The 15,159-nt window shown below is 35.0% G+C and carries 10 protein-coding genes and 2 pseudogenes; 9 read left to right on the top strand and 3 right to left on the bottom strand.

Features of this window, described 5'->3' with window-relative positions:
* Positions 1–29 precede the first annotated feature (29 nt).
* A pseudogene (locus MHH71_RS28005) lies at positions 30–1,461 on the bottom strand (IS4 family transposase).
* 286 nt (positions 1,462–1,747) lie between these two features.
* Here MHH71_RS28005 and MHH71_RS28010 point away from each other — a divergent pair.
* Both MHH71_RS28010 and MHH71_RS28015 read left to right on the top strand, forming a co-directional pair.
* A complete protein-coding gene (locus MHH71_RS28010) occupies positions 1,748–2,692 on the top strand; it encodes a nucleoside hydrolase (RefSeq protein WP_006097609.1) in 945 nt (314 codons plus the stop codon).
* 315 nt (positions 2,693–3,007) lie between these two features.
* A complete protein-coding gene (locus tag MHH71_RS28015) occupies positions 3,008–3,535 on the top strand; it encodes a DUF4352 domain-containing protein (RefSeq protein WP_006097608.1) in 528 nt (175 codons plus the stop codon).
* Between the two features lie 536 nt (positions 3,536–4,071).
* Here the strand turns inward: MHH71_RS28015 and MHH71_RS28020 are convergent.
* Positions 4,072–6,081, bottom strand: coding sequence for a serine hydrolase domain-containing protein (locus MHH71_RS28020; RefSeq protein WP_006097607.1), 2,010 nt, complete (start codon positions 6,079–6,081; stop codon positions 4,072–4,074).
* A gap of 277 nt (positions 6,082–6,358) precedes the next feature.
* On the opposite strand from MHH71_RS28020, the gene MHH71_RS28025 reads away from it, so the two are divergent.
* From MHH71_RS28025 to MHH71_RS28055, 7 genes and pseudogenes are all read left to right on the top strand, one after another.
* Positions 6,359–6,949, top strand: coding sequence for a sensor domain-containing protein (locus MHH71_RS28025; protein WP_006097606.1), 591 nt, complete (start codon positions 6,359–6,361; stop codon positions 6,947–6,949).
* A 4-nt stretch (positions 6,950–6,953) separates the two neighbouring features.
* Positions 6,954–8,744 (top strand): helix-turn-helix transcriptional regulator, encoded by a 1,791-nt coding sequence (locus MHH71_RS28030; protein WP_033799542.1) that lies wholly within the window; start codon positions 6,954–6,956, stop codon positions 8,742–8,744.
* Between the two features lie 533 nt (positions 8,745–9,277).
* A pseudogene (locus tag MHH71_RS28035) lies at positions 9,278–9,607 on the top strand (IS4 family transposase); the annotation flags it as partial.
* 230 nt (positions 9,608–9,837) lie between these two features.
* Positions 9,838–10,947, top strand: coding sequence for an acyltransferase family protein (locus MHH71_RS28040; RefSeq protein ID WP_006097603.1), 1,110 nt, complete (start codon positions 9,838–9,840; stop codon positions 10,945–10,947).
* Between the two features lie 172 nt (positions 10,948–11,119).
* Entirely contained in the window at positions 11,120–11,776 is a 657-nt protein-coding gene (locus MHH71_RS28045) for a lysozyme family protein (protein ID WP_006097602.1), read from the top strand.
* A 129-nt stretch (positions 11,777–11,905) separates the two neighbouring features.
* On the top strand, positions 11,906–12,238 hold the full coding sequence (locus tag MHH71_RS28050) for a DUF1904 family protein (protein WP_001120967.1): 333 nt from the start codon (positions 11,906–11,908) through the stop codon (positions 12,236–12,238).
* A 136-nt stretch (positions 12,239–12,374) separates the two neighbouring features.
* Complete coding sequence (locus MHH71_RS28055) at positions 12,375–13,769, top strand: IS4 family transposase (protein WP_340725669.1); 1,395 nt, start codon at positions 12,375–12,377, stop codon at positions 13,767–13,769.
* 148 nt (positions 13,770–13,917) lie between these two features.
* On the opposite strand, the gene MHH71_RS28060 is transcribed toward MHH71_RS28055, so the two are convergent.
* A complete protein-coding gene (locus tag MHH71_RS28060) occupies positions 13,918–14,856 on the bottom strand; it encodes a transposase (RefSeq protein WP_340725670.1) in 939 nt (312 codons plus the stop codon).
* Positions 14,857–15,159 lie beyond the last annotated feature (303 nt).

Raw genomic sequence — 15,159 nt, forward strand, 5'->3', positions numbered from 1 at the left:
TAAACCCTAACGGGTTTCACTTTTTTGAATTAAGCGGCTTGATTATCAGACAGAGTACAATTGTAAATGACACCTAATATATCAAAGACCGTTTTTTTCTCATATCGATGAGATTTCCGCCCGTTTTGCTGTAGGAGATTGAACAGGCGAAGTAACACCTTTGATAGCTCTTGGGTGTTTTTTTGTATAGTTTGGAATAGAAGAAGAAAATAGTCTTTAATCATATATATGGCTTTATACTCACTAAGCTCTCGTTTTTTCTTCATGAGGAGCAATTGGCGCATTTGAAACATGATAGAAGAACAGAGTAGAATGGCAATCAATTGACCATATAAATGGCACTCCAATCGTTCTGGTTTTATCTTTTTACAATGATGAATTTGAAAGAATGACTTCCACGTTTTAAATAAAATTTCGATTTGCCAACGCAAAGAATACCAGTCATGTACCTGTCCCATCGGGACAATATCTGTAGGGGTGTTTGTCATATATACATTGATACCACTGAGTCGTTTACTACGAGGAGAATACTTCATTCCTTTCTTTTTTTCTCTTACAGCTTGATCCTGTAATCGTTTTTGTTGCTGTTGTTTTGTTAATCGATGAACAATTACACGAGCTGGCACTTTATCAATCATTCCTACATAAGCATCAGCTATTTCACATGTTTGTCCTGGTTGAAGGGAGTTCATTAACGTCTCCATATCTATCTGTATATACTCTGTACCTTTCTTAATTCTTCCATCTTGAAAATAATCAGGATTAGGATTTTTTTGATAAATACGTGTATTCGACTTGATACGAGAGATATAGTAGGCCTCTTTATCTTGTATATATTGAAGGTCTTTTAAATGAAAATAGCCTAAATCTCGGATGCATAAATCATTCGCTGTCACAGTTGGGGCACACAGAGAGCCATAAGTGCGATCATGTTGTTTACCTGGACCTGTATGAATATGTAGGAACTGTCCACTTAACAAATCATACTCAAGTTGAATTTTTATCCCAGCTGTATGGCTGCATCCTCCTGCACCTGGATAAACCGATGAAAATACATCCGGGAGTTGAAATGCAGTTGAATCTAAAATACGAATACGCTTAAAAACAGAAGTGTATGGAGAAGAAATCGGCATAGATACGGCCAATTTTTTGCTTAGTAAGTTCGGCTAGTAGGTGTTGTAAAAGTTGGACAGCCGCCTTATTAAATCGTTGATTCAGTCCCTCAGGACTGATGAGTACTGCTGTTGATGCTTCTAAACAGCTAGATAACTGAGTTAAAGAAGTCATAGCTATATTTTGGCTCACCCATACACATAAAGCTACTAAATCTTTTGCTTGGTACTTACTGGTTCGTTGTACAAAACCAACATCTCTAGCAAGATCTTGTAAGGTATTTGGAGATAAAAAACTTTGAATCTCTTGAGCAAATAGTTGTAACTCGTCAGACACAGAAACAGACATAAAAAACGCCATCCTTTCCTATGATTCTACAGAAAGAATAACGTATTTTATTCATTTTGAGGGCCACTTGATGAGCATAAGGTATCAGAAAAAACACATTAAGATTAGTAATTACATACTATTTAATTTCATACAAAAGGAATTTGTTCATTATTAACGAAAGTGTATGTTAACTAGATGAATTCATTCATACACAGTGCTACAAAAAGACATGGGAACAATCTTATACTACGATACATAATTATAATCCGTTTTAAAAACTAGTAAAATTAAGGAGCAACATTGTATGGGGAAAAAAGTACTGTTTTTTGGAGATTTCGGAATTGACGATACGATAGCTATCATATATGCGCATTTGACAGATAAAATTGATGTTATGGGAATTGTTGCAGACTATGGGAACGTACCTAAAGCTGAAGTTGTTAGAAATGTTCGCTTTTTACTTAAAAGTGTAGGAAAAGAATATATAAAAGTTTTTGGTGGGGCGGAGCATTCCATGTCTTCAGAAGCTGAAACTTTTTATCCAGAAGTTCACGGTAAATTTGGGATAGGACCCATTTATCCAGGACTAGAGCTTCAAACATTTGAGAATTTTTTTGAGGTTCTCACACTTATTAAGCAGTATAAAAATGAACTTATTATCGTGAATACCGGAAGGCTAACTTCACTTGCAACTTTATTTCTCCTTTATGGAGATGTGATGGAATATGTACATTCTTATTATATTATGGGAGGAGCTTTTCTATATCCAGGAAATGTTACCCCCATTGCCGAAGCTAACTTTTATGGCGATCCTGTAGCAGCCAATATTGTAATGAGATACGCAAAAAATCTATCAATTTATCCTTTGAATGTTACACAATCAGCTATCGTAACACCAGAAATGGTCAATTATATTCACTCTAAAGGAAAAACTAAGTTTTTAAAGCCTCTTTTAGACTATTACTATTATCAATTTTATCAAAAAAAAGTTCCTGGAATACAAGGTAGCCCGGTTCATGATGTGCTCACTTTGATTGCGATTAATCGTGATGATATTTTTACGTACCATCAATCAGCAGTGATGGTTAATGCACTTGATACTGTACGAGGACAAAGTATAGGAGATTTTAGATCTACTTTTGAACCAGAAACATTCGGTAATCGTCCAAAACATAGGATTGCAATACAAATGAATTATGAACAGTTTTTTAAGGAGTTTATGACTGTAATGACTGGCGACCCATTTTAGTGAAAAACCTTATATATTTTGCTATCAAGCTAGCAAAACATCCTTATGTTCATCAAGCTAAGATTTTAAAGTACCCTCTAAATGGAAATTTTGTGTTTTTATAAACCTGAAATTTATTTTTATCGTTTTGGGGGTAACTTGTTTTCTTAAGTTGATGGGCATGTATGGTGACCCCTTGTAGAAGAAACATTTTCCATCTGAGAGCTTATGCTCTCTTTTTTTATTTATGTTCGACATAATTTGACAAAAAAGTTGTAACCATATTTGTTATGATAGTTCAGGAATCATACATTTTACATAATTGGAGGAAACGAAATGTATAAGAAGATGGGTACACTCGTTATAACTGGAGCGCTTGCTATAAGTCTAGCGGGATGTAGTGATACAGAAGAAACTGCCAAGAAAGTATCAAATGATACAAAAACAGAACAAACAACTGAAAAGAAAGAAGAGAAAAAAAAATTTAAAGTTGGCGAAACAATTAAACTTGGAAATCACAAATTAACTGTTACAAATGTTGAAAAGTCTCCAGGTGGAGAATTCGATAAACCTAAAGAGGGTCATGAATTTTTAATCGCTAATGTAACTATAGAAAACGGCGGCAAAGAAGAAATACATTATAATGCTCACGATTTCAGTTTACAAAACAGTGAAGGAAATATTGTAGATCCAACGTTAACTATGATTAACCAAGATACTCAATTGAATTTTGGAAAACTTGCACAAAATGGGAAAATAACTGGAACTATTGCTTTCGAATCAAAACAAGGAGATCCTAAGCTTCAATTAATCTTCAAACCAATTTCCTTATCAGAAGAAGAAGTTCGAGTAAATCTTCAATAATAATATCTACAAAAAGAAAAGACACTCGAATTGAGTGTCTTTTTTTAAAATTTCACATACTATATCTAATTAATGGGGTATCACCACATCACTATCAAGCTAACAAAACAAAATACCCCATGCCCATCAACTTAAGAATTCAGAATTACCCCAAAACGAAAAAATGAGCTTTCTTGTAATAAAAAACAAATCCGTAATACTAGGAGATTCCTTTTCAATGGCTATATGAGAAATACGTGTATAAGCCAGTATTTAAATTTAAGTATGATACGATTATAGAAAGGGGGGGAAGCTATATGAACGGTCTACAAGGGGTCACCATATCAAAAAAAGAAAATTGTACGTTTAGACACATTTTAGACATAAATTAACCGATCCCCTGTACGTTAAGGAATCGGTTATTTATTTTACTGCCTTTTGATGGAGTTTTTGTCCCATAATGGTTTTTAATTATCGACATTTGCTTTTTGCTTTAGCTTGATGCAGATGGAACACTCCTCCTAAATATTTATCATGATTCATGTTTGTATAAATACCTACTTCTGTATAATAGGTAGGGCATAATAGCCAAAGGCTAAATCGAGCAAGGCACTTGCTTCTTGGCGCAGTAACAGATCCTTCGGACGGAAAATAAAGGATCCGTCCGTGTTGATCGAAGTATCAGGGTCTACGATTCCTTGAGAGGCAAGTGCTCGAATAGATTGGACTGCCCAGTCATCCGCATTATCAAGCAATTTAACTTTCTTAGCTTGGTCAGGTTGAATCTGCTTTAAATTTTGAATCATGGTTGCTGCGATCTGTCGGGTAATCGGAGCTGTACGGTCATATCCAGGAATACCTATTATAAATTTCTCCTTCGCCTCTTTGGATTCGTCTGGAAAAGCACTCCACCCATGTGCACGCAACAAGGAATCAGCAAATTCTCCTTGTGTCATAGTGCCCATCGGATCGAATAAATTACCTTTTTTAGCATCCATGATGTTTAAAGCATGAAGATTATCGATATGCCTTCTATAGTTACCCTTTTGCGGAACATCCACAAAGGACGGCTTGTTGTTAATTTTTTGTGCATCAGCCATAAAATCTAGGCTCTTAGGAGAGCTGTAGTGAAAATATGTGATTTCTCCAGCTGCATTTTTTTTGAAAGCAACCTTTTTACCTTCCGAATCCTCAAATAACAACGGATGAATCATTTTGAGAACTTGTTTTCCGGATATTCCCCCTTCCATGACCAAATCCCCATTTTCATAGGTAAAGTGGGTGCGAATTGCAGCTAAACGTGTGTTTTGGTACAAACCCAAATATTTCTGGGCTTCTTTCTCCTCTAACGGGAGGTATCTAGTTTTTTCCCCCTTCTTAGCAGGGAAATAATGATCCATGAAAGCTTCATACATGTCTATACTCATCGTTGAATCATTATTGTAAGACATGAAGAATGCTGTTTTTTGTTCAGGCACTAAAATCATCAGTGATTGATGTCCCGGCATACTTCCCCCTTTTATTACAACGTGTTGACCATTAGCCAAGTCATTGAAAGGCGTCTCAAATCCAATTGTTGCAACAGGAATTGTCTTATCATCAAAAACTTGATAGGCATGCATCATATCCATGCTTTTTTTACTTACAATTTCTTGGCCTTTAAACTTTCCGTTCTGTAGCTGCATAATCATGTATTTTGACATGTCTTCTCCGGTAGATATAATGCCTCCTTGTGGTGCATCCATTAGACCGTTGCCACTTGTTAGAATCGGATCACCAGTGGGACCGTAATGTGTAGCCATTCTCTTGAGAAGATTAGGCGTAAGGCTCAAACTTGTAGATTTCATATCTAATGGTTTGAAAATATTATTTTCCATATATTGTGAGAAAGGTGTATTTGTAACATTTTCCACTGCAAACCCTGCGAGTGCAAATGCAACGTTGTCATACGTATAAGATTCTCCTGGCGGCCGTACCACCGTTGGCATATGTTTAGAGAAAAATTCCTTCATCGGCATACTATGATTAATGTATTCAGGTCCAGTTATCGTGGTGATATCAGGAAAATCTACTCCGCTGGTATAAGTGAGCATATCAAACAAGGTAAGAGGTTTTCCTGTTTTATTAGGTATTTTCAATCCACCGAGATATTGTTGTACATCTTGATCTAGTTTAAGCTTTCCTTTATCAACTTGCTGCATCACAGCTAAAGCAGTAAAAGTTTTTGAGACTGAAGCGATTTGAAAGACCGTGTCCTTAGTAACGGGAATTTTCTTTTCTTTATCAGCATACCCATACCCTTTATTGACGACAACCTTTCCATCATGAACGACGACAAAACTAGAACCGTTTACATTGTACTTCTTCATTTTTTCCTCAAATAACGGATCAGCAAAAGATTCTACTTCTTTTTTATTATTGGGTGCTTTCGTCATTTGGATATCGGTCGTGGCTGCCGATGATTTTGATTTTCCAGCTTCTAATGATTGTTGAGAACACGCAGAAATCATACTTGTAGAAGTGAGCAGAATTCCAACTATCCCCAGTTTGTTGATTGCTTTTTTCATTTTTGTACACTCCTTTATTTGATTGGAATTTTTTTGGGCACAACGAGTTATTGGCTCGTTAGTTTATGAACAGAGTGTAGCAAGCGGCAAGTCATAGTAGATAGTGAGCTTTTGTCATTTTTATAAAGGACAACAAAAATTGAGGGGGCTAAGGCTGTATTGATAGTCTTGTCATACAAATCATGACACTTTGACACTACCGTATGTGACAGAAAAATTCTTAGAATCAAAGAGAAACTTTTAATGCATTAGCAATGAATGAGAAGGAGAGATTTTAATGACGAAAGCATCAGCTCAAAAAACTTTGCAGGATTTCTATTTTTTGTTGTTTACTTTTGCATCCGGCTTTTTTTACTTTTGCTTCTATCTGGTCAGCATTACATTTGCTTTAGTAATGACAGTTTTCTTCGTAGGTATTCCCTTGTTGGCAGGCGTGTTGCAAACAACTCACACGTTTGTCCAGTATGAACGTATTCAGACGAAGGTTTATACGGATATATCGATAGAGCCATTACCGCCAAGGATAAAAAGAGGAGGAGATAGATGGATTAAAGCGGGAGAAATAATTCTTAATAGTAGCAATTGGAGGGCTATTTTTTGGCTCATGCAGAAATTTTTTGTTGGAATGATTAGCCTTATATGTGCCGTTATACTGTACATAACTCCGCTTTTATTTATTTTTATACCCTTACTTTTTCAATATTTTAATATATACTTATTGGGAATTGCTGTGAATTCATGGGAGAAAGCTATTTTTGTCACGATTGTTGGTTGCATTCTCATCTGGATACATATTTTTATTGGAAACTGCTTAGTTCGAATAATTGGAATGTACACGCGTTCCATGTTTAAAGCTATAAAGGGGTGATAAATTGTTTAAGACTTTGAAACTATGGTTCTGGTATGATTGGGTATTACTTTGTATACGTTTTATCATTTGGCTATCATTGATGTTAACGACTATCCAACACCAAGATCATTTGACTGTACCACTTTGGATCATCATTCTATGGGAAGTTGCTTCATTTTCAGTACCTTGGATTTGTTTAATGTTCAGTTCTCGCTATTATCTATTTGCTGAGATAATTTTATTTGGCGGAGTGTGCTTCTACTTAACTTTATTATTTCCGTCAGCGTATCTTGCTTTTTTAATGCCAACTTTCATGATTGCGGCAAATAGTGCTCATAAATCATATCGTTGGTCGGGTTCTATCACAATTATTTTATTCCCATTGCTCATTACGATATTTTCTCAGGTAACAGATTTATGGGTAATAATCCTACAAATCAGTTTAGCTTTTATTATGGGTTCTTCCTTTCGTTTACTGGTTATCAATTATCGTCAAAGTGAAACTATTCGGAACCAGAAGCAAGTATTAGAACAATACGTATCACAAGTTGAGCGGATTACTTTGCTGGAGGAACGTGACAGGCTCTCAAAAGATTTACATGATACGATGGGGCATTCCTATACCTCAATTATTATGGGGATGGAAACATTACGTACGGAATTAAAGACTAAAGAAGGGGAGCAAAAGCTCGATTCATTATTACAATTGGCTCGTAATAGTATGGAGGAAGTGAGAATGTATTTGCATCAAATGGATTTATCACAAGAATCGCTTCCTTTAACTGTCACGTTGCAACAATTAACAGAGGAATTTGAGAAACATGCAGAAGTAAATGTACGCACTCGAATAATAGGGGAAGAGTATATGGTCTCCAAGCAATCAAAAATGACGCTGTACCGGAGCTTGCAGGAGGCGTTAACGAATGCGGTGCGTCATGGACAATCCACCGAAATTATTGTATCGCTGCATTTTGAGCCGCAACAGATAAGATTGGATGTACAGGATAATGGTTGCGGAGTAGAGGATTGGAAGGATGGATTTGGATTAAGCGCAATGAAAGAACGTATGATACAGCTACAAGGGAGAGTTACTGTATACTCCAAAAAAGGGGAAGGGACCCTCATCTCATGTTTGTTACCGAAAATGGTAGAATTACCGAATGAACGAATACGCTTGTGTATCGTCGATGATCACTCGTTTATTCGAGAAAGTCTTCATACAATCTTGAATGGACAGGAAGACTTGCAGGTAGTGGGAATGGCTGAAGATGGAGAGCAGGCTGTGGAATTGTGTGAAAGCCTGAAACCAGATATAGTATTAATGGATTTGGAGATGCCCAACCTGGATGGGATTCATGCGACCAAAATAATTAAGGGAAAATGGCCTGACATTCGTGTTCTTATCCTTTCAATGTTTCAGGACACAGAAAGGGCAAAAGAAATCATACGAAACGGTGCTGACGGCTATTTGCTGAAGTCCATAGATTCACGTGAACTAGCTGAATCGATTCGACTAGTCTATCGAGGAGGCACGATGATTAACCATGACTTGTTTCATAGAATGTGGGAAGAAAATGAAGAAACAGGATTAGTTGAATCAAAATCAGATGGAAAAGAGTTTGGCTTAACGAAACGCGAACTAGAAGTTTTGAATCTATTATCACAAGGTAGCCGTTATAAAACAATTGCTTCGAAGCTTTACTTATCAAACGGAACAGTAAGAAATTACGCTTCCAATCTCTATGAAAAGCTGGGAGTCAAAAATCGAGAAGAAGCCGTGCAAAAAGCAAAGGATACAGGATTACTTTTGTAAGAGGGAATGTAGTCAATTGCTAGGGTACATGAACGATTCTATATTTCAGGGCTACATTTTAAAAAATGTAATTTGAATGTCTCTATTTGGGATTTTATCGTTTCTATAGATAATATTATATTTTCGTCTTATATCTCAAAAATCAAAAATACCTATTATTTTAAGATATAAGACGTTTTAAATCATTGCCATGACCTTGCTAAAACTCTTGGATTTTGATTACCTTTTTGTTAAATAAAAAAGAGTTTTATAAAAAGTGAAGGAGAGTGTTATATCGCGAACGAAAGATGAGATTTTAGTCCAATATGCTTCTATTGACAATATATTGCAGTCATTTATAAATCTTAACGATCAAATTGGACATAGTGTACACCAAACACCTTGAAATGTGTCCGAATTGTGTCTAAACGTACAATTTTCTTTTTTTGATATGGTGACCCCATGTCCATCAACTTAAGAATCTTTACTACCCCCAAGTGTAAAAAAACGTTATTCTTTCTAAAAAGCTAAATAGAAAGGATGACGTTTTTTTTATGAATCTTTCGATTCAAGATGAATTACAACTATTTTCTCAAGAATTAAAGCAATATATTACACCTGTATTTTTAGCAGAACTTGCAAGAGAAATTGGATTTATAAAGCGAAAACGTAAGTTTTCTGGCTTAGACTTAGCTACGATTTGTATTTGGATCAGTCAACGAGTAGCAAGTGCCCCCTTAGTACAATTATGTAGTAAACTTCATGCAGCCACTGGTACCTTACTCAGCCTTGAGGGCTTAAATAAACGCTTAAATACAAAGGCAGTTTTGTTTTTACAACATATTTTTTCTTTATTGTTACAGCAAAAACGCTGTGAACAAACACAGACTTTAACATTTAAAATAAATAAATATGTTTATGCGTTTCAATAAATTGGAATACCATCTTAAAAAAAACTTTAGATAAATTTTATTTTTTCTTTCTATAATTATTCTATAATTTATGCATGAATATGAAAAATCTCTTTAAAAGATACACAACTTTTTTTGTAGTATCGAGGGTTTAAATGACCTTTATTAACAGCAAAATCTACAATTGACAAGGAGAACACTTTATGAGTAAGAGAATAAACGAATTAGATTCAATACGAGGACTAGCGGCTATCACAGTTGTATTTGGACACTTTTGCTTAATGCTACCATCGTTGCCCAATTCTATTAAATTTTCCCCTCTTAGGTTTTTATGGGCTGGTGGGGAAGCTGTAATCATTTTTTATGTGCTCAGTGGTTTTGTGCTATCTATGGCACTTTATCATTCAAAAACAAATTATTGGGGATATTTTATTAAGCGATTTGTACGAATCTATATCCCTTATTATTTCTGGATATGCATCACCTTTGCTTTATTTATTTTGTTTTCACCATATGAAGTTACGGGACTACGAGATTGGTTCTATGATAAGTGGCAAGGGCCTATAACAAAATTAGATATTATGAATCACTTTGTACTTCTTAATAACTTTTTTACGGATAATTATAATCCGGTTATCTGGTCATTAGCTCAAGAAATGCGTATATCTATCGTGTTTCCCTTGTTATTCCTTCTGTTTTATAAACAAAGTTGGAAGAAAACGATACTGCTTGCTATGAGCTTTTCTTTAATTAGTATTTTCCTTAATATGTTGCATATTGGGAAAGCTGAGGGGTTTTATAATGGTTATGCCGATACACTGCATTTCACATCTATGTTTATGGTTGGAATGCTACTTTTTAAACATCAGGAAGAACTTACTCAATTATATAGAAGTATGAAAAACTTAAACAGAAAACTTCTTATCGCATTAGGGGTCTTTCTATATCTATATTCCATTTTGATTTATGGGCTTTCTAGTAATGCTACTACTTTCTTATTAAAAGATTGGGGTGTCGTAATTGGTGTTAGTATAATAATCATTATGGCAATGAATAACCTAAAGGTAAAAGCTATTTTAAATAAGGGTGTATTTGTATACTTAGGGGAAATTTCATATAGTATCTATTTATGTCATTTTCCAATCACGATGGTACTCTTTAAACTTTTGTATGCAAAGATACCTACCCTTTTTCTTCTTATCTTATGTATTACAACGACAATACTTTGTTCTATATTATCGTATCATTTAATTGAAAAGAAATGCATCAATTGGGCAAAACAAAGAACAACAAAGTTCAAAAAAAAAGTGTGATACTTGTAGGGGGACGGAAACGATTCAAAGAATAACCCGCCTTGAAAAATCCTCCAATTCAGGCGGTTGTTTTTCTTACATTTCATCTTTAAATTCCTATATTAAATTTCACACCTAAAAAAAATGTTGAGTTCAAAAAGGTACGAATTTTTTATACGAGGAGGAGTAATATATGAAGAATACGAGTAAAAAACAAATTATAATAGTATTCTTTATTAGTATTTTAGGTGTAGGAACAATGCTTGGAATATTATATTTTAATCATAAAACCAATATTCAAAAAAATAAAGCGCTCGCTACCGAAAAACGTTTATTGCAATATGAGCCCACCTTGAAAAAAGAATTAGAAAAATATAATTTAGGAGGTAAAACAGCAGTTTTATTAGGAATTATGTACCAAGAGAGTAGAGGTGAGGGCAACGACCCTATGCAGTCTTCTGAATCACTTGGATTAAAGCCAAATGAAATTCAAGAGACAAGCTTGAGCATTAAACAAGGGGTAAAACACTTTGCTCAAATGTACAAATATGGAACGGAAAAAAATGTTAGCATGGATACAATTATTCAAAGCTATAATATGGGACCAGGGTATATTGATTTTATTGCTAGTCAAGAAGTTAAACAACACTCGGAAGATTCGGCCAAAAAGTTTTCTAAGATGAAAGTTGATCAAAATCCAGAGATGTACACTTGTGGTGGAAATAAAAATAATTTTAGGTATCCATATTGTTATGGTGATTTCACATATGTAACAAAGGTGAATGAAAAAGCAAAACTTATTGAAGAACTTCTCCGAAAAAATTCAAAATATAATTCGAAAAAATTGTAATGTAAGGGGTGCCGCCACATGTCCATCAACTTAAGAATGTCATTGAAATGTACCAATAGATTCTAGTGCAGCAAAATAAATTGTGCTATGATGTGAGCAAATATAAAGCTATCTAACGGAGGGATTCACATGCCGCATGTTGTGTTTCGTGGAATTACTACTGAACAATTAAAACGCATAAGCAAGCCATTAGTAGAAGAGCTCGCAGAGATTTGTGAGTGTGGTACGGATAATTTTACGTTGGAACTACCAAGTTCTACGTTTGTATTCAATGGAGAAGAAATAGAAGCGTTTCCTCTTATTGAAGTGAAATGGTTCGAGCGTGGACAGGAAATTCGTGATCGATTTGCCAAGGCCATTACTACATATGTAATGGATTTTGGACTTCCAGAAGTAGAGGTTGTATTTACGGTTTTCACAGAATCAGCGTATTATATTAACGGGAAGCATTGTGCAAGTTAGAGCTATTTGAAAGATTTTTGTAACATTTATAAGGGGGAGCGCCACACATCCATCAACTTAAGGATTTAGACTATTTTTGAAGTTAAAAGCACGTTACTATTCTCTTATGTTAATGAGAAAGGGTGACGTGCTTTTTATGAATATGAACCAAAAACAAGAATTATCTTTATTTGCCGAAGAGTTATATCGATATATGTCTCCCGCTACACTTAATCAATTAGCTATAAAAGCAGGTGGGATGAAACGAAAACGTAAGTGCCACGGGCACCATTTCTTATCTTTGGGTGTATGGTTAAATCAACAAGTCGCTACTACCTCTCTTACTCAACTTTGTAGTCAATTAGAAACTTCAACAGGAGTCTTATTAAGTCCGGAGGGACTTAATCGACGATTTAACTCGGCTTCTGTAGCCTTCTTTCGAACTGTATTTACTACACTTCTACAAGCTAAAATTGGAGGAGTATCTAAGATTTCTCATTCTCTTTCTGCTTATTTTGAGGGGATTCGCATCCTTGATTCTACAACCTTCCAAGTTCCAGATCGATTCGCAGCTACTTATCCTGATGCCGGAGGATATAGTCATAAAGCTGGTGTGAAAATTCAACTAGAGTATGACTTGTTGAGTGGAGAATTTTCTGATGTGGCAATTGAACCCGGAAAACGAAGTGATCAGGCATATAGTGCGACTCGAACAGGCATGGCACAAAAGAATGAACTGTATATTCGTGACTTAGGATATTTTCGTTTACAAGACTTTAAGTCTATTCAAGATAAGCAAGGATATTATTTATCACGTCTTAAGTTACCAACTAAAATATATAGAAAAGAATTCGAAACAGTGGTATTTAAAACAAAACCCGCTCAATTAAGACCGGTATATATACAAATTCATTTGGAAGACATCATGAAACAATTACAACCTGGCCAAGTGTATGAATTACATGATGTATATGTAGGGAGTAAAGACAAACTGCCTACTCGCATTGTGGTTTATAGATGTACCGAGGAGCAAAAACAGAAACGCCTACGCGATCGAGCGATTCGCGAAAAGAAAAAAGGGATTACATATACAGAGCGTACGAAACTTTTACAAGGAATTACGGTATATATGACAAATATTCCTACGGAATGGGTACCAAAAGAGAAAATCTATGATTTATATTCACTACGCTGGCAAATTGAGCTGTTATTTAAAATATGGAAATCTTGGTTTCAAATTCATCGTTGCAAATCTATTAAACAAGAGCGGTTAGAATGTCATCTTTATGGTCAACTCATTAGTATCTTATTATGTTCTTCTACTATGTTTAAAATGAGAGAACTCCCGTTGCGTAAGAAACAGAAAGAGCTAAGTGAATATAAAGCGATGTACATGATTAAGGATTATTTTTTACTGTTTCATCAAGCATTACACAAAAACACCCAAGAGATATCAAAGGTTCTCCTTCGTCTGTTTAACCTCCTACAGCACAACGGACGAAAATCTCATCGATACGAGAAAAAGACAGTCTTTGATATTTCTTACGATTAGTCAATCCTTATTTTTAGATTTTTAATCAATTAAATATCGCAAAGCCTATATCATATATGTTAAATTTAATGCAAACTAAATACCCCTAATATGTATTCGTTTTTTTACTAGGGGGAATAAATATAGTATGATGAATGAGACTATGATTTTAGGCGGTTAACCGATAATCATAGTGTATATTATGTGTAATAAGGTAGAAGAGGAGCTTCAATAACTTATTTACACATGCGATTGACGCAACTTTATGACATTTGTTATAAGGTTGCGTTTTTAATTTATCATAATACTCAACAATGTGGTTCTGTCCGTAACGGCGTAGCTTTATCATGTTCTGGATAATGAGAAAAAGAAGCTTACGCAGATGCTTATTTCCACGTTTATTGATCTTATCTTTGAAAAAAGTTTTTCCTGATTGAAAACGGCGTATATCAATACCTGCAAATGCATTAAGTTGTTTGTTATTTTCGAAGCGAGTAATATCCCCGATTTCAGCTAACAAACGTATAGCCGTATTGGGACCTATTCCTGGAAAACTAAGAATAATTGGATATTCTGTGCGACTTTCAGCTAATCGTACCATCTTCGTGATACACTGTTCTTTTTGATGAAGGAGCTCCTGATAGCGTTTCGCGTACGATTTGAGTTGTTCACATAAAACGTCATCCAGTTCACTATAAAATCTTGAGAGTGATTTTAATTGATAAAATAAGTTATCTGTGCCTGTCTTTTCCCTCCGGGAAGCCGTGAAATGTGTGAGAGCTAATTGATGCGCGTCGCTTCTATCGGTTTTATGAATCCGTAAGGAATCGCATTGTAATTTCGCTTCTAAAGGGTTCAACAGAAAGTATTCAAACTTGTTATCTTGCATAAAACGCTCCAGTTGTCTCGAATAGACACCAGTTGCTTCGAACACAATATGAGGTGATTTTTTATTTTCATTCATAAGTTGATCTATTCGTTTTCGTAGTTCTTCAAAATCGGGCTTAGAATGATTGATTTCACTTTCAAAAATACATTGTTTTTGAGCATTATAAATAACCATATAACTCTTTCCCATACTAACATCAAACGCAATTACATGTTGCATATTTTGCCTCCTTATGTAGAATTGAAGTCCTCATCTTACTCTTATCGATTCCCATTTCTTATACACGATCTCAAGGATCCACATACTAAACTGATTCAAATAAGGTAAGTGAAGAAGGTCTGTTTTGGGTACGGATTTAAAATCCCAATATCAAAGCGACCTATTCTTCACTTCTACTATAAAAAAATAGTAGTGTAAACCAATGCCTTGGTTTACACTACTAATCTTAGTATGTTTTGGGTGTTGTTTATGAGTATACCACTTCTAATCATAAAGTAGCATAGTAAAAAAAAATTGAAACCC

The sequence above is a fragment of the Bacillus sp. FSL H8-0534 genome, from assembly GCF_038005885.1.
Classification (GTDB): domain Bacteria; phylum Bacillota; class Bacilli; order Bacillales; family Bacillaceae_G; genus Bacillus_A; species Bacillus_A pseudomycoides.

Excerpts from the sequence above, each read along its gene's own strand:
- MHH71_RS28055 (WP_340725669.1), top strand. The coding sequence starts at position 12,375 with ATGAATATGAACCAAAAACAAGAATTATCTTTATTTGCCGAAGAGTTA.
- MHH71_RS28025 (WP_006097606.1), top strand. The coding sequence starts at position 6,359 with ATGACGAAAGCATCAGCTCAAAAAACTTTGCAGGATTTCTATTTTTTG.
- MHH71_RS28040 (WP_006097603.1), top strand. The coding sequence starts at position 9,838 with ATGAGTAAGAGAATAAACGAATTAGATTCAATACGAGGACTAGCGGCT.
- MHH71_RS28050 (WP_001120967.1), top strand. The coding sequence starts at position 11,906 with ATGCCGCATGTTGTGTTTCGTGGAATTACTACTGAACAATTAAAACGC.
- MHH71_RS28060 (WP_340725670.1), bottom strand. The coding sequence starts at position 14,856 with ATGCAACATGTAATTGCGTTTGATGTTAGTATGGGAAAGAGTTATATG.
- MHH71_RS28045 (WP_006097602.1), top strand. The coding sequence starts at position 11,120 with ATGAAGAATACGAGTAAAAAACAAATTATAATAGTATTCTTTATTAGT.
- MHH71_RS28020 (WP_006097607.1), bottom strand. The coding sequence starts at position 6,081 with ATGAAAAAAGCAATCAACAAACTGGGGATAGTTGGAATTCTGCTCACT.
- MHH71_RS28010 (WP_006097609.1), top strand. The coding sequence starts at position 1,748 with ATGGGGAAAAAAGTACTGTTTTTTGGAGATTTCGGAATTGACGATACG.
- MHH71_RS28015 (WP_006097608.1), top strand. The coding sequence starts at position 3,008 with ATGTATAAGAAGATGGGTACACTCGTTATAACTGGAGCGCTTGCTATA.